The sequence below is a fragment of the Gynuella sunshinyii YC6258 genome, assembly GCF_000940805.1.
Taxonomy (GTDB): domain Bacteria; phylum Pseudomonadota; class Gammaproteobacteria; order Pseudomonadales; family Natronospirillaceae; genus Gynuella; species Gynuella sunshinyii.
This window is the reverse complement of record NZ_CP007142.1, coordinates 296412-320579: the sequence shown is the minus strand read 5'-3', so window position 1 is coordinate 320579 and position 24168 is coordinate 296412. Positions and strand designations below refer to the sequence as shown.

Annotated in this window: 23 protein-coding genes; 10 read left to right on the top strand and 13 right to left on the bottom strand. The window is 48.0% G+C overall.

The genetic code is table 11. The features are described from left to right. Positions 1-2 precede the first annotated feature (2 nt). The 7 genes from YC6258_RS01510 to YC6258_RS01485 all read right to left on the bottom strand — a co-directional run bounded on the left by YC6258_RS01510 (position 3) and on the right by YC6258_RS01485 (position 6350). Positions 3-1064 (bottom strand): PilW family protein, encoded by a 1062-nt coding sequence (locus tag YC6258_RS01510; protein WP_044615479.1) that lies wholly within the window; start codon positions 1062-1064, stop codon positions 3-5. A 19-nt stretch (positions 1065-1083) separates the two neighbouring features. Then, entirely contained in the window at positions 1084-1539 is a 456-nt protein-coding gene (gene pilV, locus YC6258_RS01505) for a type IV pilus modification protein PilV (protein ID WP_044615478.1), read from the bottom strand. A gap of 8 nt (positions 1540-1547) precedes the next feature. After that, entirely contained in the window at positions 1548-2099 is a 552-nt protein-coding gene (locus tag YC6258_RS26890; RefSeq protein WP_052829989.1) for a GspH/FimT family pseudopilin, read from the bottom strand. 698 nt (positions 2100-2797) lie between these two features. Next, on the bottom strand, positions 2798-2962 hold the full coding sequence (locus YC6258_RS30070) for a hypothetical protein (protein WP_169748913.1): 165 nt from the start codon (positions 2960-2962) through the stop codon (positions 2798-2800). Between the two features lie 92 nt (positions 2963-3054). Next, a complete protein-coding gene (locus YC6258_RS01495) occupies positions 3055-3822 on the bottom strand; it encodes a YjjG family noncanonical pyrimidine nucleotidase (RefSeq protein ID WP_082070511.1) in 768 nt (255 codons plus the stop codon). A 76-nt stretch (positions 3823-3898) separates the two neighbouring features. After that, positions 3899-5683, bottom strand: coding sequence for an aminopeptidase P family protein (locus YC6258_RS01490; protein WP_044615477.1), 1785 nt, complete (start codon positions 5681-5683; stop codon positions 3899-3901). 250 nt (positions 5684-5933) lie between these two features. Beyond that, a complete protein-coding gene (locus YC6258_RS01485; protein ID WP_052829988.1) occupies positions 5934-6350 on the bottom strand; it encodes a PilZ domain-containing protein in 417 nt (138 codons plus the stop codon). 209 nt (positions 6351-6559) lie between these two features. Between YC6258_RS01485 and YC6258_RS01480 the strand changes: the two genes are divergently transcribed. From YC6258_RS01480 to YC6258_RS01445, 8 genes are all read left to right on the top strand, one after another. Then, on the top strand, positions 6560-7405 hold the full coding sequence (locus YC6258_RS01480) for an efflux RND transporter periplasmic adaptor subunit (protein ID WP_044615475.1): 846 nt from the start codon (positions 6560-6562) through the stop codon (positions 7403-7405). Beyond that, positions 7402-9135, top strand: a complete 1734-nt coding sequence (locus YC6258_RS01475; RefSeq protein WP_044615474.1) for an ATP-binding cassette domain-containing protein — start codon at positions 7402-7404, stop codon at positions 9133-9135. The genes YC6258_RS01480 and YC6258_RS01475 overlap by 4 nt, the downstream gene beginning before the upstream one ends. Then, the gene (locus YC6258_RS01470) at positions 9132-10250 is read left to right on the top strand and encodes an ABC transporter permease (protein ID WP_044615473.1); all 1119 of its coding nucleotides are present in this window, start codon (positions 9132-9134) and stop codon (positions 10248-10250) included. Before YC6258_RS01475 ends, YC6258_RS01470 begins: the two co-directional genes overlap by 4 nt. After that, complete coding sequence (locus tag YC6258_RS01465) at positions 10247-11350, top strand: ABC transporter permease (RefSeq protein ID WP_044615472.1); 1104 nt, start codon at positions 10247-10249, stop codon at positions 11348-11350. The genes YC6258_RS01470 and YC6258_RS01465 overlap by 4 nt, the downstream gene beginning before the upstream one ends. Before the next feature lie 243 nt (positions 11351-11593). Further along, on the top strand, positions 11594-11893 hold the full coding sequence (locus YC6258_RS29400) for a hypothetical protein (protein WP_144407524.1): 300 nt from the start codon (positions 11594-11596) through the stop codon (positions 11891-11893). 42 nt (positions 11894-11935) lie between these two features. Continuing rightward, entirely contained in the window at positions 11936-12331 is a 396-nt protein-coding gene (locus YC6258_RS01455) for a c-type cytochrome (protein ID WP_052829987.1), read from the top strand. 67 nt (positions 12332-12398) lie between these two features. Further along, a complete protein-coding gene (locus YC6258_RS01450) occupies positions 12399-13352 on the top strand; it encodes an ABC transporter ATP-binding protein (protein ID WP_044615470.1) in 954 nt (317 codons plus the stop codon). A 16-nt stretch (positions 13353-13368) separates the two neighbouring features. Next, positions 13369-13680 (top strand): cupin domain-containing protein, encoded by a 312-nt coding sequence (locus tag YC6258_RS01445; protein WP_044615469.1) that lies wholly within the window; start codon positions 13369-13371, stop codon positions 13678-13680. Positions 13681-13758: 78 nt separating this feature from the next. Here the strand turns inward: YC6258_RS01445 and YC6258_RS01440 are convergent, their stop codons facing one another. The 6 genes from YC6258_RS01440 to YC6258_RS01415 form a co-directional block, all read right to left on the bottom strand. Next, positions 13759-14244 (bottom strand): response regulator, encoded by a 486-nt coding sequence (locus tag YC6258_RS01440; RefSeq protein WP_044615468.1) that lies wholly within the window; start codon positions 14242-14244, stop codon positions 13759-13761. 1 nt (position 14245) lies between these two features. Further along, positions 14246-15592: an ATP-binding protein gene (locus YC6258_RS01435; RefSeq protein WP_044615467.1), complete on the bottom strand. Its 1347-nt coding sequence runs from the start codon at positions 15590-15592 to the stop codon at positions 14246-14248. After that, positions 15589-17001 (bottom strand): SLC13 family permease, encoded by a 1413-nt coding sequence (locus YC6258_RS01430; protein WP_044615466.1) that lies wholly within the window; start codon positions 16999-17001, stop codon positions 15589-15591. Before YC6258_RS01430 ends, YC6258_RS01435 begins: the two co-directional genes overlap by 4 nt. Positions 17002-17265: 264 nt before the next feature. Beyond that, positions 17266-18924 (bottom strand): FAD-dependent oxidoreductase, encoded by a 1659-nt coding sequence (locus YC6258_RS01425; protein WP_044615465.1) that lies wholly within the window; start codon positions 18922-18924, stop codon positions 17266-17268. Positions 18925-19059: 135 nt separating this feature from the next. Next, positions 19060-20724: a putative transporter gene (locus tag YC6258_RS01420; protein ID WP_044615464.1), complete on the bottom strand. Its 1665-nt coding sequence runs from the start codon at positions 20722-20724 to the stop codon at positions 19060-19062. Between the two features lie 331 nt (positions 20725-21055). Further along, complete coding sequence (locus tag YC6258_RS01415; RefSeq protein WP_044615463.1) at positions 21056-22273, bottom strand: beta-ketoacyl synthase N-terminal-like domain-containing protein; 1218 nt, start codon at positions 22271-22273, stop codon at positions 21056-21058. A 65-nt stretch (positions 22274-22338) separates the two neighbouring features. Between YC6258_RS01415 and YC6258_RS01410 the strand changes: the two genes are divergently transcribed. After that, the gene (locus tag YC6258_RS01410; protein WP_044615462.1) at positions 22339-22827 is read left to right on the top strand and encodes a winged helix-turn-helix transcriptional regulator; all 489 of its coding nucleotides are present in this window, start codon (positions 22339-22341) and stop codon (positions 22825-22827) included. A gap of 881 nt (positions 22828-23708) precedes the next feature. Continuing rightward, positions 23709-24116, top strand: coding sequence for a gamma-glutamylcyclotransferase family protein (locus tag YC6258_RS26885; protein WP_052829986.1), 408 nt, complete (start codon positions 23709-23711; stop codon positions 24114-24116). The last annotated feature ends 52 nt before the right edge of the window (positions 24117-24168 follow it).

The window sequence follows — 24168 nt, the reverse complement described above, 5'->3', positions numbered from 1 at the left end:
GGTTAGTTGAGTCGACTGCGAATACCAACGGTGCTGGAAAATACCCGGCGTAGACGTCTGTCTGTGGGTTTCACCGTAGCGCCATCAAATGTATAGCTCTGCGCTTCTGGCAGAACGTTATTTTCTGTACTGGCAATCAGCAGGGAAATCTGAGTCGACACAACCCTGTTCCAATCCACGACGCTGCCGGCGGTCTGGTAACTATTGGGAATAAAATCCTGTGAAGCGTCGGTATCAACACCATAGGTAATGGCCAGATCCTCGACGCCGGGTAACAGTTCAAACTCAACGCCATTCTGGCTTTTCCACAGGCTTGGGCGCCCGGACGCTCCGGTTGCTATAAAGTAGACTGAAGTGGTTACAGTCATTACTTCTGAGCCGGCATCGAATGACTCATCCGGGTCGATAGAGTTCCCACCCCAGCTGGATATGGCATTGCCCGGAGAATTACCACCACTCTGGCTGTGCACCAGATTGACCTCATTACCGCTTTGAGTGATATTCGAGACTTGGAAAATGCGTGCCTTGGAGCAATCCGTCACTACCAGAATATCTCCTTCACAAATACCGCTGACTCGGTTTTTGTTGCCACCACAGCCGCCGGTTTCGGTTCCTGTATTGGTGACAAATACTTGTGCAGAGTCGTTATTTTTGGAAACCTGCACGCCTGAACTGCCGGCCGAGCGGACCACCAGGATATCGGTATTGGCGACAGGTGTCTTGGTTAATGTGCCAGTAGGCAGTGTGGCAGCGGTATAACCCTGAATAGCAGTTTGGAAAGCATATTTATAGTCGCCAGGATTGTTCAGAGTATTGGTAATCGTCATCGTGGTGGAGCGTGTAGCACAGCCCATATAACCAGCCATACGAATATCCTTTTCAAGGAACTCAATAGCCAACCGGCCGGTATCCTGAATTTGAGATAAACCCTGTTGTGTCGTGTACATCCCCTTGGTGGAGACAAAAGTCATAATGACACCCCCGGTGAGTACAAGTCCCAGAGTCAGAGCTATCATCAGTTCTACCAGGGATAATCCACGTTGGTCGCGAATGCCTACATACATATATAGTGCCTGTCTCTTTTTATATATTGGTTTGATATACAAACTCAGTGGTTGCATCCGGATTGTTGGTTGCTGCGGCACCAAATATCTGCTCTTCAGACCATTTAACGGACACTTTGCACAGCCGGGTTGCCGCTACACAATCGATAGCGCCTTTACCGGCCGGCAACGTACTGGCCAGGTTGCTGCGCCAGCTACTGACGTCCTGGACAGCGAGGGTATTTCCGGATGGTGTGGCATCGTAATCAGCGGTATAACCGGCGATGTTGGTGCTGTCTTTTCCACGGTTGATACGGATACGATCCATGATTTCGTAAGCCATGATATTGGCTTGTGATCGCAGCAGTGCACTTTGATTGAGTTTGACGGATTGGGTCTGCATGGCAGCCATGGCCAGCAATGAAACAGATAAAATAACAACGGTCACTAACACTTCTATCATGCTGGTTCCGGTTTGGGTGTGCATTGTTCTCATGGTACTACCTAACTGCATGTGGCGCTGGCGAAGTTAATCACGCCGGCGTATCCGACGGTGATCGTCCGGGCTTTACTCGTTGTGCAGCCAACGGTCTGTATTGTGAAGGTTCGCGTATCGGTGTCGCTGGTGCTTAGCTTGGCCAGCAGGCCGATGGTGTTGAAACGCAAAAAACCAAGTGACTGGGAAGTGCCGCGAACGGCACTGACTGCCATGTTGGTATTAATATCGTCCCAGTATAATAAGGCTGTCCCTTCACTGACAGATGCTGATGATTCGCTGCTGACGTTGTCGACAAATACCAACCAACCCTTGGTCCAGTCGGGCGAGGTCAGACAAGTGCTGCCATTGGTGGATGAGCAGATAGTGATAAATGCGGACCGTTTGATCGCTTCCGAGCGCGCAAAAGACAAGGCCTCTTGCAACTTGGTTGTGGTTGCAACGACCTGATTGTCACGTATCTGCTGCACAAAACTGGGAACAGCAACCGCCATCAGTATTGCCATAATGGCTATGGTCACGAGTAACTCAATTAACGTAAAACCTTTTGAAAGACGCATTTAGTGACCTCAGAAATATAATGCTTCTTCTCCGTTTTCTTATCCAATAAATCAGGAGAGTAACAACCAACTGTCCAGAGCTTAACCAAGTTTATGCCATGCTACCTTTCGGTATAGCATAGAAACAGATCTAGACAACCTCCAACACGAAACGATACCGAATATCGTGAACAGAGTCTTATAAATACAGTCAAAAAAACCGTTGTCATGATAAAGCGAAAAAAAATCGTCAATTTATTGATGATTTAATAAATTTTTAAAATGGCATTTCAGTTTGTTGACTAGACTCTGAAAAAATAGTATCTGAGTTTACATTTACTGGCTAACCAAATATGAGTATTAGTTAAAGGTTCTAAATATTTGTGATTTTGGTAATTATTTCGGGGCTAAATATGCTATTTGGCGTCAATTGTGCAAATCAATAACGATACGTTCTGCAAAATGATGCTATCAATGTATTGGTTTATCGATCGCATGATCGGGCAATATGCTCAAAGGTGCCTCTTTGTATATTATGGTAACCATTGAAAAGCAGGAAATTCTGCGTAGATCAGAAGGCGTTCTGCCTGCTATGAACTATTCAGAAGGGGTGGAATTGCGCTGAAATACTTGCATCGGACGAGCAAAGCAAGCGCGTCATCGTCAAAAAAGGAGCCATTGGCTCCAATAAGGTTACAACCTCAAACAGGAAAGCTTTTTCAGGAGCGACTTATCTCACATACAGTGCATTCGGTTTTAGGGCCTGATGTTTCAATATATCTGACGCGATGCCGGGCAGCACCGCGATTGGCTGAAACCATCATCCGACGCTTGTCTCTGTCAGGAATGGTGGCAGTGCTTTGGGGAGTTTGATGCTTGCTCATGTATCTGCCTCCGGAAACATTAAACTTTCTATATATTAGAATAATCTAAAATAAATGCAAGTATCCTGTCCTGATTCATCGGTTAGTGAATCTTAATCGAGCGCAGCCGGTAGTTGGCTTATATCACCGATTTCAATGGTGGGTGTGATGTCAGATGAGCGTTCAAGGTGGTTGCGGTTAATCCAGCAGGTATCAATGCCATAGCGATTCCCTCCTCGAATATCGGTTTGCAGGGAATCACCTACCATGAGTACTTTGGATCGTTCGGGACGGCCCATTTTGGCAAATGAATAATCAAATATTTCCCAACTGGGTTTGGCGTAGCCGATTTCTTCAGAAATGAACAGATGTTCGATATAGGGTTTGAGAGGTGAAATAGAGATTTGCTTATGTTTCGCAATCGTGAAGCCATTGGTCAGTAGTGCTACCCGGCTGTTTTTGGCGAGTTGTTCGACGGTATCAAGAGCTCCAGGAAGAATGGTACTGCATAGTGCCAGTTGTTCCAGGTAGTGCGAAGACAGTTGCGAAATAGGTTTGAAATCGAGTTCCAGCTGTGCAAACAAATCTTTAAATCGTTGTACCTGGACAGTGGCTGCATCTATGTGCCCTTGTTCCATCTGGGTGAACAGGCGGGCGTTTATCTGCTGGTAGACAGGACGGAACTCTTCCTGGAATTCCAGACCGAAATCTTCAAACGTTTTGATCAGTGCATTGGCTTCAGTGCCTCTGTGGTCGTACAGAGTGTCGTCAATGTCAAAAAGAAACCATTGGTACTGCATAATAATCCTATTAACCCACTCATCAGCCGGATGTTGCTGATGTTTCAGATTGATTTCCGGTAACGCCGGTCGAAGTCGCATGAAACCCTTTGTTTTCAAAGGGTTCCTATTGGTTTTCTGTCAACGGAATGATCCGACACATCCATGTGTCCTGGTATCAAATGCTGCGGCAGGCGTTCTTAAGCCATGTACGCTGTTCATCTGTCAGCAACGGTGAAATGGTGTCATACACCCGCTGATGATAATTATTCAGCCATAGGGCCTCTACGTCCGTCAACAATGAACGTTTAACCAGACGCAAGTCAAAAGGGACCAGTGTCAGTGCTTCAAATCGATAGAAGGGTTTGCGATCAGAGCTGATAGCTTCATCCCGGGTGACAAACATCAGGTTCTCACAACGGATGCCATAATTGCCGTCTTCGTAATAGCCTGGTTCGTTACTGATTACCATGCCTTCTTTCAGTGTGGCATTGTTGCCTTTTGGGCTAATACGTTGAGGGCCTTCGTGCACGCTCATGAAATGACCTACACCGTGACCGGTGCCATGATCAAAATCCAATCCCTGTTGCCATAAATACTGTCTGGCCAGAACATCGAGTTGAGAACCGGTTGTGCCCTCCGGGAAACGGGCCTGATCCAGTGCAATATGACCTTTGAGTACCAGGGTAAAATTTCGTTTCATTGTCTCGGTCACTTCGCCGATGGCCACTGTCCGGGTGATATCCGTTGTACCATCAAAATACTGGCCGCCACTGTCGACCAGATAGATTCCGTTATCAGGCAATTTGGCGGGTGTGCCGTCTACGTGGTTATAGTGACACATGGCGGCATTGCTGCCGGCGGCGGAAATGGTATCGAAGCTAACCTCAACAAAAAATTTCTGCCGGGCCCTGCAATTGAACAGGTAATTTGACAGGCTTGCTTCGTCCGGCCGCTGGCCCTCGGCAACAATTTTATCCAACCAGCAGAGAAACTCGACTTCGGCTGCGGCATCACGGATGTGTGCCTGTTTGAATCCCTGTATTTCAACACGATTTTTACAGGCTTTGGGTTCAATGACCGGGTCAGCGGATTCAATGATTCGCGCTCCCACCTGCCGGAGTTTTAACATACACCAGGCATTGGCTGTATCGGTATCGACAATAACCTGTTTGCCTGCCAGAAGGTTCAGGGTGTCGCTCAGTTCACTTTCTTCTTTAAAAGTGACGCCAATACCAACGTGTTGTTCAATACCTGCGGGCAGTTTGTTGATATTGCAGTGAAATACCATATTGCCATTACTGTGTAATACCGCAATGCCCAGAATAATTGGCAGTGACGGAATATCCCGACCGCGGATGTTAAGCAGCCAGTTACATGAGTCGGCTGCAAAGATCAGTGCAGCATCCGCTTGCTTGTCTCTGATCAATTGCGCAATTTTGTCACGTTTGTCAGTACTGGCCATGCCGGTAAACGCTTTGTCCAGCAACAAGGCCTTGTTGACGATCGGTTTGGGGCGATCATGCCAGCACAGGTCAATCAGATTGACTTCGGTGTCAAGTAACTGAATATTAGCATCGGCAAGTGTTTCGGAGCATTGCTCGTACCAGGCGGGTGTGACTGTTCTGGAATCAAACCCTACTTTTGCACCAGCCTTCAGTTGTTGGCTTAGCCACTCAGGCTGTGGGTCTTTGATAAGATGAAAAATATCAAACAGGTTTTCATTAACTTGCTGACGAACCTGAACGGTATAACGACCGTCCACAAAAATAGCTGCACGATCCTTGAGAACAATAACCATGCCAGCAGATCCGGTGAAATCGCTGATCCAGCGCAGACGTTCGTTATAAGCTGGAATATACTCGCCGAGATACTCATCAGCACGAGGGACAATTAGGGCATCCAACCCTAGTTTCTCCATTTGCTCGCGAACCTGCGTGAGTTTTGACGCAATATCTGACATGTTTAAACACCTGTTATCCGATATTAAAGAACTAAATATCTCCTGAGAGACGCTAAAAGCCAAGTCCTGTGAAAGAAATTTACTCACAATGTATTCAATTTTGTGAGCGCCTGCCTGTCGTGTCATCAGGCTCTGCCGTATTCCGTCAATTTGACGCGTGATTGAACACAAAGATGCACGACAACACTATGTATCAATATACTTTTTTTAAAAGTTTTCGGTAACGACGAAGAGATGAATCTGTGGCTGATCAGTGATCCCAGGATGGGAATTCCGCTGCATGCCGTTCGATCCATTCTTCAGCGGCCTGTTCCTGGGTGAGCTCCCTTTGTTCTTGCTCCCGAATTCGCTGACGATACTGCTCGATATAGCAGATTTGTTCAACCATTCGCGCAGCATATGCATCCTCTGTATTCTGAAAGCACACCCCACTTTCAAAACCAAGTGGACATGTGTTGCACCATACTACTTGTGCATCCACTTCAAAGGGCAGGTCGCCGATATGAATGCAGATTTTTAAATGTTTTCCCGGAGGCAAAGGCTCTTCGGTATTAATACACAGCCCACCATTACTGATATTGCTGGTGCGGGAGGCCAGGCCGCCGGAATCATCAGCAAACTGGTACTGCAAGGGTACAGTGATGGGGTGGCGGATATATTGACGCATCACAGACCTCCATAGTGTCACATTGGTTTGTTCAGTGTAGCTGAAAATCTGACTCAGCAAGTCAGATATGGAATTTTTACAACAATCCAGCTCAGCTAATCATAAGCGTGCCTTTGATGAATTAATTACGTTTATCATGGGGCCTTAATTGCGCAAGATTGATCACCTGCTTAAATACTTATCAGATGGCAACATTCAGGGGTGGTGCAATGAAACGTGTTGTATTGGTGTTACTGTTGTTATCGGCTATGGCTGGTGGTGGCTACTATTACTATATGACACAACAGCGCTTACCGGTGACAGAGACTACCGAACTGACATTGTATGGCAACATTGACATTCGTGATGTAGCCCTGGCGTTTCGGGTGGCGGGCCGTATTCAGACCCTGAGTCAGGAAGAAGGTGATCAGGTTCATCGCGGGGATGTGCTGGCCGTACTCGATACCAAGCCTTTTATGGATGAGCTGGCGTTACGCCAGGCGTCTCTACAGGAAACGGAGGCTGCTGTAAAAAATGCCGAGAAATTGTATGCACGTAGCGCAGAGCTGCTGAAAAAAGGCGCCATTTCCCAGGGGGCGTTCGATGATGCTTTTGCCGCCCGCGATGAGGCCCGTGCCCGGGTCAAGACCGCGCAGGCGCAAGTTAACATTGCGACGACGTCTTTGCAGGACAGCCGCTTGTTGGCACCGAATGACGGTATCATTCTGACCCGAGTGAGGGAGGAAGGATCCATCGTTTCTACTGGTCAGCCGGTGTATACCCTGGCTCTTAATGATCCGGTATGGGTGCGGACATACGTTAATGAACCCGATCTTGGTTACCTTTCACCGGGTCAGCAGGTCACCGTCACAACTGATTCACATCGGACTTATCAGGGACAGATCGGATTTATTTCTCCGCAGGCTGAATTTACACCCAAAACTGTCGAAACCACTCAGTTACGAACGGATCTGGTGTATCGCCTGCGGGTAATTGTCGCTAATCCAGACGCTGGCTTACGTCAGGGCATGCCGGTTACTGTCACGGTACCAAAGCCGGTGGCAGGACAGCCATGAGTACGCCAGTGGTTGTTATTGATCATCTCTGCAAGCACTTCAAGGGGATGGATCGACCTGCTCTGGAAGATATTTCCACGGAGATCTTTCCAGGTCGTATGACCGGTCTGGTGGGACCGGATGGTGCCGGTAAAACCACGCTGCTGCGTCATTTGGTGGGTTTGATGCAGGCGGATACCGGGCGTATTACTGTCGCTGGGCTGGACACCGTCCGGCAGGCTGGAGAAGTGCATGAAGTGACCGGTTATATGCCACAGAAATTTGGTCTCTATGAAGACCTGACAGTGTTGGAGAATCTGAAACTGTATGCAGATTTGCGTCAGGTAACCGGTCAGGCACGCGCAGATAAATTTGCCCGGCTACTGCATTTCACTGCGCTGGAGTCATTTCAGCAACGATTGGCAGGAAAATTATCCGGGGGAATGAAACAAAAACTGGGGCTGGCGTGTGCGTTACTCGGTGACCCGCAATTGTTGCTGCTGGATGAACCAAGCGTCGGAGTGGACCCGATTTCCCGCCGGGAATTATGGGCAATGGTGCGTGAGTTGTTGTCCGCGGGAATGGCCGTGGTCTGGTCTACCGCTTACCTGGATGAGGCGGAAAAATGCGATACCGTCATTCTTCTAAATGACGGCAAAAAACTGTATGACGGCGTCCCGGCACAACTGTTTCAGCAAGTCAGTGGCCGGGTGTGGCAGATTCAGGGAATTCCGGCGGAAACGCGCCGACGGGTACTGTCGGGCATGCTTCGTCAGCCAGAGGTCATCGATGGTGTGATTCAGGGACATCATGTCCGTGTGGTATTAGGGGCCGGGCAAGCCCGGCCAAAACTGGAGAGGGGCCAGTGGCAGTCTGTGACGCCTGGATTCGAAGATGCTTTCATCGATATTCTGGGTGGTGGTCCTGGGGGACAGTCGGCGCTGGCGGCGGAAATGACAGATAAACCGGCCAATGATCAACCGGTTATTGATGCCCGTCGCTTGACTAAACAGTTCGGTCAATTCACTGCCGTGGCGGATAATACCTTCCAAATACACAGAGGTGAGGTATTTGGTCTGCTGGGTCCAAACGGAGCTGGCAAATCAACGACTTTCAAAATGATGTGTGGGCTATTACAGCCCAGTTCCGGAGAAGCTTTTGTGACCGGATTGAATCTGAAAACCGCGACCTCCAAAGCGCGTGCACGCATTGGATACATGGCCCAGTCTTTTTCCCTCTACACTAATCTGAGTGTATTGCAGAATTTAAGGTTTTTTGCCGGTCTCTATGGGCTCTCGGGTAAACGCCGCCGGCATCAGATTGAACTGATGACGGATATTTTCAATTTTGCCCCCTATCTGAAGATGACTGCCGGCTCACTACCATTAGGGTACAAACAACGATTGGCACTGGCGTGTGCAGTCATGCATCAACCTGACGTGTTATTTCTCGATGAACCAACGTCGGGGGTGGACCCGATCACCCGGCGTGAATTCTGGATGCACATTAATGCCATGGTTGAGAAAGGGGTGACGGTCATGGTGACCACTCACTTCATGGATGAAGCGGAATATTGTGACCGTATCGGGCTGATATATCGGGGACACAATATTGCTACCGGTAGTCCGGATGATTTGAAACTTAAGGCTTCAAACTTGTCCGGCGTCGAATCCTCTACGCTGGAAGAGGCATTTATTACGCTGGTTCGGGATTATGACAACAATCCGGTCGTAGAAGAGGGGGCGGCATGAGACGGTTACTGGCATTGATTGGCAAAGAAATGCTACAGATCATGCGTGATCCGAGCGCTATTCTGATCGCCTTTGTGTTGCCGTTGGTGCTGTTATTCATATTTGGCTATGGCGTTAACCTCGATAGCAATCGTATCCGTATCGGGGTGGTCCTGGAGGATATGTCTCCGAGCATTTCCAGTCTCGTGGAAACCTTTACCTCCTCTCGTTTTTTGGAGGTTGAAATTGGTCATGACCGACGGGAGTTCGAACCACAGCTGGTGGCTGGAGAGATCCGCGGTATTGTAGTGGTACCACAGAATCTGGTGGCCGATGCCATTCTGGATGGCCGCAGTGCCAGCATTCAGGTGATTGCCGATGGATCAGAGCCGAACATAGCCTCCTTTGTTCAGAATTATGTCAACGGTGTTTATCTGGTCTGGCTGGACCATCAGATACGGGATCGTGGTATTGATCTGACGCCTTCTTTGATCAGACTCGATAACCGCTTTTGGTTTAATCCCGAACTGCGCAGCCGTAATTTTCTGATCCCCGGTTCGATTGCCATCATCATGACACTGATTGGTACTCTGCTGACCGCACTGGTGATTGCCCGCGAATGGGAACGGGGCACCATGGAGGCGTTGATGGCCACGCCGGTTTCAATCAGTCAGATCCTGCTGGGTAAGCTTATTCCTTATTATCTGCTTGGCATGGGATCGATGGTGGTATGTTGGGTGGTGGCGACATTCTGGTATGAAGTTCCATTCCGGGGATCGTTTCTGGCACTGACGGCCGCCACCTCTGTCTTCCTGCTCGGAGCTTTGGGTCAGGGGTTGTTGATTTCATCGGTGGCCAAGGATCAGTTTGTAGCTTCGCAGATGGCGTTAATGTCAGCCTTTCTTCCTGCATTTATGTTGTCTGGATTTATCTTTGAGATCAGCTCCATGCCGTTGCCGGTGCGTATACTCAGCCATGTGTTTGCGGCCCGCTATTTTGTGACCAGCCTGCAAACGTTGTTTCTCAGTGGAAATATCTGGCCGTTACTGCTTTCCTGCATGGGCGTTATGGTGTTCATCGGCCTGGTGTTTTTCGTTCTCACAGCGCGGAAAACCGTCAAGAGGTTGGATGTATGAGAATCTATGCGCTGATTGTCAAAGAGCTGCTGGCGTTGTTTCGCGATCCCCGCGGGCGGGTGGTACTGATTGCACCGCCGATTCTGCAATTACTGGTGTTCAGTTTTGCAGCCACCCTGGAAGTCAAAAATGTTTCACTGGCCATTTATAACCAGGATGCCGGCAAACATGGTTATGAACTCGTACAACGGCTTGCCGCGTCTCCCACGTTTACCCGTATTCAAATGGTCAACAGTCTGCAGGCGTTGCATCCGCTGATTGACGAACAAAAAGTCATGGCTGCTATTTTGATCCCGCAGGATTTTTCCCGACAGCTGGCGCGAGGTCAGGTAGCGAATCTGCAGGTTATCCTGGATGGCCGTCGCTCCAATGCCGCGCAAATAGTCAGTGGTTATATTACTCAGCTGGTAAATGGTTACAGTTCGGGAGTCCGTTTTGAGCAGGGCGGTGATGTATTGCCGACGGTGTTGGTGGGGCGTAACTGGTTCAACATGAATCTGTTATATCTGTGGTTCACGGTACCGTCGCTGGTGGCGATTCTGGCCATGTTGATTACTCTGATAGTCACAGCGCTGTCGGTAGCCAGAGAGCGTGAACTGGGCACGTTTGATCAATTGTTGGTGTCACCACTCATGCCGTGGGAAATTCTGGTGGGTAAAACCGTGCCGGCGGTACTGGTGGGGTTGGCAGAAGGGATGGTGATCTGGGGATTTGCCGTAGGGGTTTTTAAGATTCCGTTTACCGGGTCATTCCTCTGGCTGCTGCTGGTACTGTTTACATTTGTGATGGCGGTGGTGGGTGTTGGTCTGTTCATATCCGCCATTTCCAAAACTCAGCAACAGGCAATATTGGGTGCGTTTTTGTTTATGGTACCGGCCGTTACGCTGTCCGGTTATGCCGCCCCGATTGAGAATATGCCGGACTGGTTGCAGACGCTTACCTGGACCAATCCGCTCAAACACAGTCTGATTACGATCAAAGGGCTGTTTCTCAAGAACATGCCGTTTGAACAGGTATGGATGAATACCTGGCCATTGCTGGTGATCGGGCTGGTCACGTTGTCTATTGCCGGATGGTTTTTTACCCGGAGGCTGGAGTAGATATTCAGTCAAAAAGTTGTAATGGTTTTTTCAGTCTGCCCTGTTCCCAAATAGTTAAGGGCTTAAGTGATGAGTGAGCGGAGGTCTGACTATTCCTGTGTGAATCAGGGATTGTTTTTGTCCGCTGAATTGAGACCCCGATTCCATAACACAGTCCGATCTAGAGAGATCTGTATTCAGCGGTTGTTTGAATATTTCTCTCCCGGTAATATTTCTGCTTCTGACGGGGGTGATGTGTTCGTTATGCGTTACATATGGTTATTGGGATTGCTGGCATTATTGTTTGTGCAACCAGCTTTTGCTGAGGCGGGCAATGCTTCAGTGATGACCCATGCCATGGAGATGACCACCATGAATGGTTGCCAGGGTGCTGATGATGGCAGTGCCTGTCAGCAGACATGTTGCCAGCTTTCGCAGGCTTCAATATTGCACTCATGTCATTCTCTGATTCAATTGCAGGCAGTATCCTACCCGACCATTACGTCTCCACAGCCCGGCCATCTGCCGGCTGACATCTTTCATCCTCCGATCCTGTTTTCCTGAGCTATTTTTAATCTATCCATTGATCATTTAGGAAAACAAATCATGCGTATACTTATCGTATCAGCGTTGATGCTGATATCTGCTATTGTTCTGGCTAACCATGACCGGGGGCACGTGGACGTCAAAATCGGTGATCTCACTGAAAAGGGCCAATACGGGCAGCAGGTCTTCAATCAGAATTGCGCTGCCTGCCATGGCGTCAATGCCCAGGGAACTCCGTCGGGTCCGCCTTTGATCCATTCATTTTATAACCCCGGTCATCACAGTAACGAAGCGTTTTATCGGGCGATTAAAAATGGTGTTCAACAGCACCATTGGTCCTATGGCAATATGCCTCCGCAACCTCAGATTGGTTTTATGGAGATGACCGCTTTGCTGGCGTTTATCCGGGAAACTCAGGAGCACAATGGCATCAAGGCTCAGGAACATAAAATGTAGCCGTTGAGCGCCGAAAAACCGTGTTACCATGCCTACCTTCACATGAGATTTCGACGGCGGGGCGGGCATGGCAGCTATCATTTCCATTAAGCAGTTAAACAAGATATATGACAGTGGTTTTCAGGCACTGAATCAGATCGATCTGGAGATCGAGGCGGGCGAGATTTTTGCGTTACTGGGGCCGAATGGCGCGGGTAAAACGACGCTGATCAGTATTATCTGCGGCATCGTAAATCCGTCCAGTGGCCAGGTTCTGGCCGATGGGCATGACGTGCTGCGTGATTATCGGCAGGCGCGAGGCAAAATCGGACTGGTGCCTCAGGAATTATCGACCGATTCGTTTGAAACCGTATGGGGTGCCGTCAATTTCAGTCGCGGTTTGTTTGGTAAAGCGCCAAATCCGGAATATATCGAAAAAATATTGCGGGACCTGTCCCTGTGGGGGAAAAAGGATTCCCGCATAATGGCATTGTCAGGCGGCATGAAGCGGCGATTGATGATTGCCAAAGCTCTATCTCACGAACCTAAAATCCTGTTTCTCGATGAACCGACTGCTGGAGTGGATGTGGAGTTGCGTCGTGATATGTGGGAGATGGTTCGTGGTCTGCGCGAAAATGGTGTGACCATTATTCTGACCACTCACTACATTGAAGAAGCCGAAGAAATGGCGGATCGCATCGGGGTCATTAATAAAGGCAAAATTGTCCTGGTGGATGATAAAAAACAACTGATGCAGAAGCTGGGTAAACGTGAACTGAGGCTGGCACTGAAAGAGCCCTTGGACGCTATTCCGGCAACATTGAAAGACTATAAGTTAACGCTGGCTGACGATGGTTATCAGCTGATATATACCTTTGATTCTCAAAGTGATCATTCCGGTATTTCCGAGTTGTTGCGTTTGCTGGGTGACCATGGCATCGACTTTAAAGACCTGCAAACACGGGAAAGTTCTTTGGAAGAAATTTTTGTCAGTCTGGTTCGTTCGCAGCAACAGGACACAGGCAGCACTGTCTCATCATAGTGAGGATGATGTTCGAATGAAGATTATCAAGGCTAAAGACTTTGTCGCTGATCGTGCCTGGGGAGCTTTGGACATTGCCAACATGAATGGAATCACCACCCGGTTACACTGGACTGATCAGCCCTATCGATGGCATGTCAATGATGGTGAGGAAGTGTTTGTAGTGCTCGATGGTGAAGTGGATATGCATTATCGTCAGAATGGTCATGAGTATGTTCATCGCCTGTCTGCAGGTGATCTGTTTTATGCCACGATTGGTACCGAACATGTGGCGCACCCTATCGGCGAAGCCAGGGTGCTGGTGGTGGAAAAGGAAGGGAGTGTCTGATGTAGCACAGACTCTATTCTCTGTCGCAGGGATAGCCGATATTGCCATTGCCTTAATTTCCGGTAAGACGTCAAAACCTCAACCTGTACTGTTCTGCAATCGACTGAATACAATATCCTTATCGAGAATTTCCAGATATTTCTGATAGTCCAGACCAGCGTTAAAAATATAATGCGTCAGCAGTTCCCGAACCGTTTTTTGTAACTCTGCCTGTTTCCAGGGTTTCTCGATATAGTGGTCAATGCCAGCCTGGTTGATCGCAGTAATGGTATCCTGGTGGGTTGCCAATCCGGTCAAAAGGACTTTTTTGGTTTGGACAAACCGACCGTCTGCTTTGACATCAGCGAGGAAATCAACTCCGGTTTTGTCCGGCATAACATGATCGCTGATGATCAAAGCAATCAGATCACCCTGGCTATCGAGATCTTCCATGACTTCCTGAGCCTCTTCAGCCGACTCGCATTCCTCAATGTTTACTTGTTGTTCGAAGATTTTGAGATCTTCGGCGATGGTGTTCAGTACTTCCCGCTGGTCGTCTACACAAATGATGTTGATGTTTTTCATATTAATTCACCGGTAGTATGACTTTGAATTCTGTATTGCCTGGTTCGCTGTTCAATTGGATCGAACCGCCATGACCCTCCACCAGGCGCTGAACAATGGAGAGCCCGAGCCCGAGTCCAAACGACAGCCCTTCCACTTTCGTGGATACGTTCGGTCGGAAGATCTTATGTTGAATGGATTTCGGAATACCCGGTCCGTTGTCCTTGATCGTAACCTCTATCTGTTTCTGGTTAAGATGAGAACAAATCCATAGCGTCGGTGATTCGGTATTGTTGGCGGTCAGACTTTCCGCTGCATTTTTGATCAGATTAACGAATACCTGCATCAGTTCGCCGCCACTGCCGAACACTTCGGGTAACGGATCTTCGAGTTTGAGTTCCAAACGAATACTCTTAAGCATGCTGCTTAAAATAGCCAGTGCCTCATGCAGGCTTTTATTGACTTCCACACCATCGTGGTGCTGCCGGTGGCGGGCGCCTAATTGTCGGACGGAACTGACTACATGAGTCGCCTGACGGGCTGCGATGCCCATATCGTAGAAAGCCGCACCAATTTCCCAGTAGTACACCACCCGTTCAGCGGCTTTGCGCAGGTCTTTAGTGCCTAAAGATTTCAGTTCGCTGACGGCCAGGCCTGTCTTGGCAATTTTCCGTGCCAGTGAATGATCAAATTTTAACTCGCGTTCAAACTGTTGGCGGTTATGGCGTACTTCAGAACTGGATAAATATTGTCCGCGGTGCAGCCCCTGTTCAAAAAACGGGAACATCTGATGAGCATCTTTTTCGTTCAGATATTCGGCCACAATATCTGCCAGCCAGGTGGTTTTGCTGGCCAGTACACCAACGGCATTATTGAGTTCATGGGCGAGACCTGCTGCCATTTGTCCAAGGGTTGCCATTTTGTCCGCTTGCATCAGCCTCTTCATGCTCTCCTGTTTTTCGAAAGCCTCTTTGCGGGCAAACCGCTGGCGGGCTGAGAGTTCGCTCAGAGCCAGGGAAACCACAAAACTGGAGAACTCGTGATCCAGCATGCGGTCCTGAAATTCGTCGGCCTCGATATATGCCAGAGTGGCGTCGGTGCTGGCGACAATTTTGGCGTAGCTCTGATGGTCTTCAGAAAAGAACGAATGCACGCCGACAAATTGATCTTTGATGCTTTCGAAGATCTTATATTCATCACCAAAACGGTTGGACATATATCCGGTGATACAACCGCTTAAAACAATATAAAGACGTTGGTTATAGGCCAGTTCATCGTACAGAATTTCGCCTGCCCGGACTTGAATAACCTTGTCAGGATCGGAGAAATATTTTTCCTTGATCTGTTGAACGGTGAGTCTTTGGGTCATAGAAAATTAATCATGTTCAGCAGATAGATCATGAGGAAACTCATTAATATGCCAATGATTCCGATACTGACTCCCATGCGAGCCATGTCCCGCGTTTCACAGTTGCCGGTGGCAAACGCCAGAGCATTGGGTGGTGTACTGATTGGCAGAGACATTCCCAGAGAACATGCGAATGTGACACTCAGCAGCAGTGTTTTGATGCTGTCAAAATTTTCCAGTCCGGCAAGGGAAGTTCCCAGAGCTGCCACTAGCGGTAGCAATAAGTTGGCAGTCGCCGTATGAGACATGAAGTTAGCCATTAACAGGGCAACTACACTGACCATGAACACAATGATCAATGGTGAGAAGCGTTCAAACGGAATACTGTGAACAACGTGCTGAGCCAGTCCACTTTGCTCCAGAGCCAGTCCCAGGGCGATGCCGCCGGATACCAGCCAGAGAACATCCCAACTGATACGTTTGAGATCTTCTTTGGTAATGATTGATGTTACTGAAAACACCGCTACGGGAATCATGGCAACCACATAGCTGTTCATCCCGTGCAGAAAATCGGTTAACCAGAGCAGGATCGTAACCGCAAATGTTATGTAGACAATTAATGCCTGCGGGGTTTTCAGAAATTTTCCTTTTATGGTGAGCTTAAATGCTCTGGGGGCAGGCGGATAAAAAATTACCAGTAACAACCAGGCAATAAGCAGCATGATAATGACATAAGGAACAGCAAAGGCCATCCACGCGCCAAAACTGATGGCGTGTTCACCGGTCAGATACTTAAGGGCAATGGCATTGGGAGGTGTGCCGATGGGCGTGCCTATACCTCCCACATTGGCAGCAAATGGAATGGCCAGCGAAAATGCAATGCGACCACGATCATTAATTTCAAAAACGGCCAGTACCGGGACCAAAATAGATAGCATCATGGCAGTGGTGGCAGTATTGCTCATAAACATTGAAAATACTGCGGTAATGAGCATCAGCCCCAGCATGACGAATTTTGGATTGCTGCCAAATGGTTTGAGCATGACTCTGGCAAGATTCTGATCAAGCCGGTATTTGGTCGCCGCCATCGCCAGAAAAAAACCACCCAAAAAAAGAATGATGATAGGTGATGCGAAAGTTGCCATGATTGCTTTATGGCTGACCAGGGTGCCGAAATTGTCCGCACTTGATTTGACCAGAGGTTTAAAGCCTTTGTCTGATAATGTGATCAGTTCCAACAGGATGACCAACAGTGATGTGGCATAAATGGGTATGGGTTCAAGTACCCAGAATAACGCTGCCAGCATGAAAATGGCGATTACTCTGGTTTCCACCACTGTCATACCGGTAATCGGGTAAGCCTCTGGAGGAATCAACAAAATGATAAAAGGTATGCCAAGACCTATGGCCAGTTTGATCAATATGTTCATGATGGACCGTCTATGGATTATTGTTGTTTTGCAGGTTGACAATACCAACCTGTTGGCCTGGTGCCCCAGCAACATGTCATAGTCAATAGAGTTAGTATATGACATCTATCAATAAGCGTTGGAAAAACACGGATAAACAATTGAATGTCCGGCAGAGACGGATCATTTTGATAGAGTCTTTGAAGGATGTTGAGTGACATTGAAAGGTATTCAATGTCACTGTGCAGGCAGTACCAGTGAGTTCAGAGTCTTGTGTTTGCTGGTTTACCGGCCAATATTTTTGAACATCTGGTAACTGCGATAACCACCCGTCAGATTTTTCACCTTGAAACCATGTTGAGACAACATCCGGTAAGCCACATATCCCCGCAACCCGACGGCGCAATAAACCAGAATGGTCCTGTCTTTGGGTAATTGATCGAGGCTTCGACGGAGTGCTGGCAGAGGAATATTGACCGCATGTTCGATTTCTCCACAGGCACTGACTTCATCGGCATTGCGGACATCCAGTATGAGCATGTCCTCTGCACCGTTGGTCAGTTCCCCAGGCTGGCAGATCAGATGATCACCGCGTATTACATTGCTGGCGACGAAACCGGCCTGATTAATCACATCTTTGGCTGAACCGAAAGGCGGGGCGTAACATAGCTCTGCTTCTTCCATGTCAAAGACAGTCATACCGGCTCTAATCATGGTTGCCATGATGTCTATACGTTTGTCGACCCCTTTTTCTCCAACCGCCTGCGCTCCCAGAATCCGGCCACTTTCGGGATCAAACAGTAATTTGAAGGTAATGTTTTTGGCGCCGGGGTAGTAGGAAGCGTGATCAGCCCCATGGACGTAGATCTTTTCATATCGGGCACCGCGTCGGCGAAGGGCTTTTTCGTTACTGCCAGTGGCGGCGACGGCGTAGTTGAATACTTTGCAGATAGCTGTTCCCTGAGTATTACCATAAAGAGACTGGCGACCGAAGATGTTATCAGCTGCGATCCTTCCCTGGCGGTTGGCTGGGCCGGCCAGAGGCACCAACGCCGGTTCCTGACTGATGAAGTCTTTTACTTCGATAGCATCGCCGACGGCATATATGTGTGGCACTGGGGTTTCCATTCGGTCGTTGACCAGGATGCCTCCACGTGGGCCGATCTGCAGTCCGGCACTACCGGCCAGGGTAGTATCGGGTTTAACTCCGATGGCCAGGATCAGCATATCTGTGGTCAGCGTATTACCATTCTGGAGCGTAAGATGCAGACCGTTATCCTGCGTGTCGATGCTCTCCACCGACTGACCCAGCATCAGACGGACGCCATGACGGCGCAGCTCCTCATGTAAGGGCACGGCCATTTCTGGATCAACAGGGGCCATTATTTGATTGGAAAGTTCAATCAGGGAGGTTTCGATGTTTTGCTGTACCAATGCCTCGGCCATTTCGACACCAATGAATCCCCCACCAATCACGATAGCTGATTTTGGCGCATCGGTTTGAATGGTGCGGATAATCCTGTCCATGTCGGGGATGTTCCGCAGGGTGAATGTTTTGTCGTTAGGAATACCAGGGATTGGTGGAACAAAAGGTCTGGCACCTGGGCTCAGGATTAAATCGTCATAGGATTCGTGATATTCCCTGCCACTGTTCAACTCGCGGGCCAACACGGATTTATTCACCGGATCAATGGCCAGGATTTCTGTCTGGATTCGTATGTCCAGATTAAACCGGGCATTCATGGATTCAGGAGTCTGAACCAGCAGCGCCTCACGTTCCTTGATCTCTCCTCCTATGTGATAAGGCAGGCCACAGTTGGCAAAGCTGATGAACCGGTCACGTTCAAAGATAATGATTTCTGCGTCTTCTGACAGTCGTCGAGCTCTGGCGGCCGCGGATGCACCACCCGCCACACCACCGATAATAATAAGTTTCCTGGCCATGCCGGCCCTCCTCCCATTTAATCTATATATTAGAATTATCTAAATTAATTAATCAAAATGGAATGATTTGTATCAACATGGCTGGTTACAGTAGGGAAAAGCCCGGCGAATGCCGGGCGCAGATCAGAATGGTGGTCAGCTGGAGACCCAGAGCAGAACCGCTATGACCTGGGGGGAAAGAATCCGCAGGCACATCACCAACGGATACACTGTTGCGTAAGACAATGCGGCAGCACCGTTGGACGAATGAATGGAGTTGGCAAATGCCAGAGCTGGAGGATCGGTCATGGAGCCAGCCAGTAATCCGCAGAGGGTCAAATAGTTTATTTTCATCAAAACCCGGCCAATCAAGCCAATAACCAGGAGAGGAATCAAGGTAATGGCGATGCCATAGGCCATCCAGGTCAGTCCTTCACCATCAAGCAGAGTGGTGACAAAATTAGCGCCGGAATCAATACCAACAACCGCTAGGAACAGCACAATACCGATTTCTCTGAGAGCCAGGTTGGCGCTGGGGGGCATGAACCAGTACAGCCTGCCGATGCTGCCGATCCGGGCCAGAATGATAGCCACAATCAAGGGGCCGCCAGCCAGACCGAGTTTCAGCGGCGCTGGCAAATGCGGTAGCTGGAAGGGAATGGAACCGAGCAGAACCCCCAGGCCAATGCCAATGAAAATTGGCAACATCTGCACGTGATGTAGTTTGCTGGTAGCATTACCGATCAGTTTTCCAACCTTTTCGATATCTGCCTCAGCTCCGACAATATTGAGAATATCCCCAAACTGCAGCACAGAGTCTTTATTGGCAACCAGCTCAACGCCAGCCCGGTTCAAGCGCGAGATCACCACATTGTGGCTGTGTTTGAAATTCAATTCACCAAGATGTTTGCCAAGCACTTTTTCATTGGTGACGACCACACGATCACTTTTTAATAGTGTTCCTTTGGTGGAAAGGGATTCTGAGACTTCTTCGCCGACTATGACGGTGGCTTTATGCAATAAATCCTGACTGGGGCCGACAAAATGCAGAAAGTCGCCGAGGTGTAGTACGGTTTCAGCCGAAGGGACTTTTAGCTCGCCTTTGGTTTTCATCCTTGAGCAAATCACCTCTTCACCAATGAGTCCGGACAACTCTGAAAACTTCATCCCATCAATGTTGGGGTTTTCAATCACCACATTAATCGACAACAGAGCTTTCTTCTTGCTGCCACTGTTGCTATCGAATCTATCAGCTTCTTCTTCGACATTGATTTCGAACACGATCCGGATAATCCACATGGATAACAGGATGCCAAGAATGCCAAAAGGATAGGCCATGGCATAACCGAGCCCCAGCATATTGGTTTGTTCCTGCACCATGCCAAGCTCCTGCAGGATCTGTTGTCCGGCAGCCAACGACGGAGTGTTGGTGACAGAGCCAGAATATATTCCCAGAAAAACATTAAGTGGCAGGTTAAAGATAAAATGCAGAGCCACGGCTGTGAGTCCCCCGAGAATCACGATTCCGGCAGCCAGTCCGTTCAACCTCAGACCGCTGCTTTTCAGGGAAGCAAAAAAGCCGGGACCGACCTGAATACCAATGGTATAGACAAACAGAATCAGCCCGAATTCCTTGATGAAGTGCGTGGCATGACCATCGAGATGCCAGCCGAATTGATTGATAAAATGCCCAACCAGGATACCGCCAAACAGCACACCACCGATGCCGAGGCCAACCCCTTTGATTTTGAGCCCTCCAAACCACAAACCAATCACTGCCACTACGGACAGGACCAGTATTGATAGTGCAACTTCGCTCATGTTTTGTTTCCGTTTAGAGATTAATAAACCGGTTTGATTACAGATGGTCCAAGGCGAAAAAAAACGGCGCACATTCATACTGTTTTTTTTATTGTATGGGTATGCCGTTGAATTATTATTGGATCGCCAAATCTGGCCCTGCGTTTATTTCTGTTGCACAGTATAAGACCTTAGTCTTAGATTGCTATTGATTTGGATTAATCAATTTCGGTGGACATTCGAAATTCGTTTGCTCAAGTAAATAAAGCCGACTGTTTTAGTCTGAATTTTTTGATCCGATCCATCGTCACATATTTTGCGCCATAACTTTTTAAAAACAGAAAATTACGGCTTACACAGGAGCGGAGAAAATCAGGCTGACATTGGTTCCTCCAAAGCCAAAACTGTTGCTCATCACAGTTTTTAATTCCGTGTTAATCGTTTCTCGAAGAATGGGTTGGTCTGCAAATCTGGGGTCAATCGTTTCTATGTTGGCGGATGCTGCCATAAACCCCTGGCTCAGCATAATTAATGAGTAAATCGCCTCATGTACTCCGGCGGCACCCAGGCTGTGACCGGTTAATGATTTAGTACTGCTCAGCGGTGGAAGCTTGCCATGGAAAGATTTTTTGCATGCTTCCAGTTCAATATCATCACCCAATGGGGTACTGGTGGCATGAGTATTCAGATAATCAATCTGTCCTTTATGTTGTTCAAGTGCATAAAGCATCGCCCGCTCTGAACCTTCACCGGAAGGGCTTACCATGTCTGCACCATCTGACGCAGTTCCATAACCCGTCAGCTCAGCGATAATATGAGCATTTCGGCGTTCGGCATGTTCGAGGCTTTCCAATACCAAAACACCTGCCCCGGAAGCAATGACAAAACCATCGCGATTAAGGTCATAAGCACGGCTGGCTATCTCTGGTGACTGATTGAAGTTTGTAGACATGGCCTGCATGGCATCGAATAGCGCGGACTTGGACCAGTGTTCTGATTCTGCACCACCGGCAAAGATGACATCCTGCTCTCCCCAGGCAATCATCTGGGCAGCCAGACCTATGCAGTGCGCGGATGTAGCGCACGCCGAAGAGACGCTGAAGTTTAGTCCTGTAATACCAAATCCCGTCGACAGGCAGGCTGATACTGTATTGGTCATGGTTGAAGTCACCCGATAAGGACCGACTTTTTTGATGCCTTTTTCCCTCAGCGCATCGGCTGCTTCAACGATATCTTTTGTTGAGGCACCACCTGATCCCATGATCAGTCCGGTTCTCGGGTGTTTCACCTGTTGTAAGTCCAGGCCGCTGTGAGCAATGGCATCTTCCATGGCAACATATGCCAGTTGGGACTCTTCCCCCATAAACCTTTTTAGCTTACGCGGGATATCCTCGACCCGTTGTGTTTCTGATTTTCCGGCGATTTGCGATCGCATGCCAAGCTCCGCATACTCAGGCATCGAGCGGATGCCACTGACTGAATGTCGTAAATGATGCTCAATCGTTGGGAGATCGTTACCGATTGGTGACACTACGCCAATACCCGTGATGACAACTCGTCGAGGAAACATATAATGTACTCACATGGTTTCTTAAGGAGACCAAAATATAAACGGCAAAAAAACACAGGTCAACTATGACACGTACTCGTTTTGATCATTTCCCCTGTTCCATCGCTCAGACACTGAACGTAATTGAGGATCAATGGGCGTGGCTGATTATTCGTGATATTCGCATGGGGAATCGCCGGTTTACCGGGTTACAACAGACACTTGGAATCTCCAAAAAAGTCCTGACGGCTCGATTGAATGTGCTGCATCAGCATGGTCTGATCGAACTGATAGAAACAGGAAATCCGCGCGGAGGTTATCGATTGACACAAAAAGGGCAAGAGCTTATGGGAGTTATGCAAATGATGATCTCATGGGGGGACAAATGGTTGTATGGTGGCAGTGGTCCCATAACGTTCACTCACACGTGTGGTAAAACCAGTCACGCGAAAGTTGTATGTGATCAATGTGGCGAAGAAATTCTGCCTGGAAGCATGCAGGTACACCCCAGTGATCAGATGCCAGAAGCTGAGCAAAAAAACTGGTTTCGTTATTTTGAGGTTGCCGAAACCTGATCAATCAGTATTCAAAATAAGTTTCTTTTTTGCCGTTATGAGACGGCTGTCAGTGAAAAAGACTTGGGGTATTTCGGATAACGGCAATTTTTTAAATATGTTAATAAGAAAACCAACACCAAGGCATAAATACTTTGTTCATTCAGCCAATGATTTACGCTGATATCAAGTCAGTAAAACCACTGCCAGTTTTGATGTTCTGATATCAGCCAAAGGAAGGTAAATTGATCAGGAAAAAATGGTCAATTTGATGTAGCCGTCTGCTAAAACTATTGAATCCAGCCGCTATTGAGTGAATTCTAGTAATGCTGCGTTAAGGTGTGAATACCTGTAACGAGATGTAATGTAATTGTGTGAGAGAGTTACAGGATTTTGTCTGTATACATTTATGCACCAAACCTGCGCAGCCTGAGTTGGCTAAAGATTTTATACTGATTCAGTTCTGATTCAGAAAAGAAGCGAGGAACGGTTGTTTTTGGTCATCATAGGTTATAAGAAATATTCATGGTTACCATAAAACACTCTGTACCAAGAAAGTTAGGATGATAGATAAAAATTGAGGGCCACAATTCAATTGTGGCCCAAAAGATGATTGTCAGTATTAATACTTTCAATAATTATTTACTTGAATGTAGCTGACCGCTTGCGCTGTGCGGACTTGGTGGACTTGGTAAATACCAGGTACAAAATAGCAATTGAAAATAGAATGACTGTAGACATAAAAAGCTCCTCCTGAGGTCGTTAATTATCCTTCCGGGGGATTATAAAATAAAATGCAAAACTGTTCACTCTTGTGAATCTATTGCTCATTCATCCGATTTATAAAAATAACAAATTACTGTATTTGTCTTTTGGCATAAATGACGAACAAAGGAGGGTGTATGCAACATTTATTTACTTACGGATCATTGATGTATGACCGTATCTGGCGGGAAGTGATTGGTACCACATATGTTTGCCAACGGGCCTGGCTGGATGGTTATGAGCGTCTGGGAGTGATTGATGCTGACTACCCGGTGCTGGTGCCAAACAGCGACAGGGCCGGGCTGGAAGGTATTTTGAGGTTGAACGTATCTGATGAAGATTTTATAAAAATAGATCGTTATGAAAGTGAGTTCTATCGCCGTTTGACAACTCCGGTTTATACGCTCAATTCACGGGGGGAGACTATTCAGGTTTATAGCAGTCTGTATGCGTTAAATCCCGAATACCATTATATATGTGACGGTCAGGCATGGGATATCGAGTATTTTGAACAGCTTCGAAGCGTTTCCCGAAAAACCCACTGAATAGTTCCTGTGGGTGTGAGATTCGGCGAGAAACAATCGCTCCTAAAATGCG

Coding starts and splice junctions, on each gene's coding strand:
- YC6258_RS01510 (WP_044615479.1), bottom strand. CDS start 1,064: ATGTATGTAGGCATTCGCGACCAACGTGGATTATCCCTGGTAGAACTG.
- pilV (WP_044615478.1), bottom strand. CDS start 1,539: ATGAGAACAATGCACACCCAAACCGGAACCAGCATGATAGAAGTGTTA.
- YC6258_RS26890 (WP_052829989.1), bottom strand. CDS start 2,099: ATGCGTCTTTCAAAAGGTTTTACGTTAATTGAGTTACTCGTGACCATA.
- YC6258_RS30070 (WP_169748913.1), bottom strand. CDS start 2,962: ATGAGCAAGCATCAAACTCCCCAAAGCACTGCCACCATTCCTGACAGA.
- YC6258_RS01495 (WP_082070511.1), bottom strand. CDS start 3,822: ATGCGACTTCGACCGGCGTTACCGGAAATCAATCTGAAACATCAGCAA.
- YC6258_RS01490 (WP_044615477.1), bottom strand. CDS start 5,683: ATGTCAGATATTGCGTCAAAACTCACGCAGGTTCGCGAGCAAATGGAG.
- YC6258_RS01485 (WP_052829988.1), bottom strand. CDS start 6,350: ATGCGTCAATATATCCGCCACCCCATCACTGTACCCTTGCAGTACCAG.
- YC6258_RS01480 (WP_044615475.1), top strand. CDS start 6,560: ATGAAACGTGTTGTATTGGTGTTACTGTTGTTATCGGCTATGGCTGGT.
- YC6258_RS01475 (WP_044615474.1), top strand. CDS start 7,402: ATGAGTACGCCAGTGGTTGTTATTGATCATCTCTGCAAGCACTTCAAG.
- YC6258_RS01470 (WP_044615473.1), top strand. CDS start 9,132: ATGAGACGGTTACTGGCATTGATTGGCAAAGAAATGCTACAGATCATG.
- YC6258_RS01465 (WP_044615472.1), top strand. CDS start 10,247: ATGAGAATCTATGCGCTGATTGTCAAAGAGCTGCTGGCGTTGTTTCGC.
- YC6258_RS29400 (WP_144407524.1), top strand. CDS start 11,594: ATGCGTTACATATGGTTATTGGGATTGCTGGCATTATTGTTTGTGCAA.
- YC6258_RS01455 (WP_052829987.1), top strand. CDS start 11,936: ATGCGTATACTTATCGTATCAGCGTTGATGCTGATATCTGCTATTGTT.
- YC6258_RS01450 (WP_044615470.1), top strand. CDS start 12,399: ATGGCAGCTATCATTTCCATTAAGCAGTTAAACAAGATATATGACAGT.
- YC6258_RS01445 (WP_044615469.1), top strand. CDS start 13,369: ATGAAGATTATCAAGGCTAAAGACTTTGTCGCTGATCGTGCCTGGGGA.
- YC6258_RS01440 (WP_044615468.1), bottom strand. CDS start 14,244: ATGAAAAACATCAACATCATTTGTGTAGACGACCAGCGGGAAGTACTG.
- YC6258_RS01435 (WP_044615467.1), bottom strand. CDS start 15,592: ATGACCCAAAGACTCACCGTTCAACAGATCAAGGAAAAATATTTCTCC.
- YC6258_RS01430 (WP_044615466.1), bottom strand. CDS start 17,001: ATGAACATATTGATCAAACTGGCCATAGGTCTTGGCATACCTTTTATC.
- YC6258_RS01425 (WP_044615465.1), bottom strand. CDS start 18,924: ATGGCCAGGAAACTTATTATTATCGGTGGTGTGGCGGGTGGTGCATCC.
- YC6258_RS01420 (WP_044615464.1), bottom strand. CDS start 20,724: ATGAGCGAAGTTGCACTATCAATACTGGTCCTGTCCGTAGTGGCAGTG.
- YC6258_RS01415 (WP_044615463.1), bottom strand. CDS start 22,273: ATGTTTCCTCGACGAGTTGTCATCACGGGTATTGGCGTAGTGTCACCA.
- YC6258_RS01410 (WP_044615462.1), top strand. CDS start 22,339: ATGACACGTACTCGTTTTGATCATTTCCCCTGTTCCATCGCTCAGACA.
- YC6258_RS26885 (WP_052829986.1), top strand. CDS start 23,709: ATGCAACATTTATTTACTTACGGATCATTGATGTATGACCGTATCTGG.